This window comes from Facklamia sp. P12950, from assembly GCF_050409465.1.
Classification (GTDB): Bacteria; Bacillota; Bacilli; order Lactobacillales; family Aerococcaceae; genus Facklamia.
The window spans coordinates 1-714 of the sequence record NZ_JBNUPK010000027.1; the positions used below are offsets into that span (position 1 = coordinate 1).

Consider the following 714-nt stretch of genomic DNA (forward strand, 5'->3'; position numbering starts at 1 on the left):
GTTAATTGCTTAATCTCCTTGGATAGCATCAACCCTATTGGACATAGAGCCAAAATATTATCACCTTGATTTTAAAATTTGAATAGTTTTATTACAAATCGTTCAAACATCTTAATTTTCTTCTTTTTTTCTGCCTCCTACTGCAATTAATCCTAATCCACTTAATATTGAAAGAGCAGCACCTGAAAACAGAACAAGTTGATCAGACTCTCCCGTATTCGGTAAAACTCCGGCTTTGGAAGGTGAATCATCAGATTTTTCAGGGATATTTGGATCACCATTATCTCCATCATTTTCTGAATCTGAAACAGAAACAATAACTGGAACTTCAAATATTTCAAACGAACCGTCTGGATAAGTTACCTTCACCTGACCAATGTATGTTCCCAGCTTAGTATAGTCTATTACTCCTTCTGGTGTCACATCTTCAAACGTGGGTTGTCCTGGATACTTAGGATCTTCTACGTACCCTGGAATCGTTACATTGTCAGTTAAGTCTACTGTTCCGCCTGATTGAATCACTTCAGGTGAAACAATAGGTTCATACTTATCAGCTTGAGTTTCATCTGAGGTTAGTGTCGTTACAGTAACTGTCACATCCACAATTTCTGTTGAACCGTCTGGATAAGTTACCTTCACCTGACCAATGTATGTTCCCGGCTTAGTATAGTCTATTACTCCTTCTGGTGTCACATCTTCAAACGTGGGTTGTCC

Annotated in this window: 1 protein-coding gene; it reads right to left on the reverse strand. The window is 38.2% G+C overall.

Features of this window, described 5'->3' with window-relative positions; all coding sequences use genetic code 11:
• Positions 1–111 precede the first annotated feature (111 nt).
• Positions 112–714 (reverse strand): Rib/alpha-like domain-containing protein (locus tag ACQV2Q_RS08885; protein ID WP_428882515.1); only part of this gene is annotated, 603 nt, incomplete at its 5' end.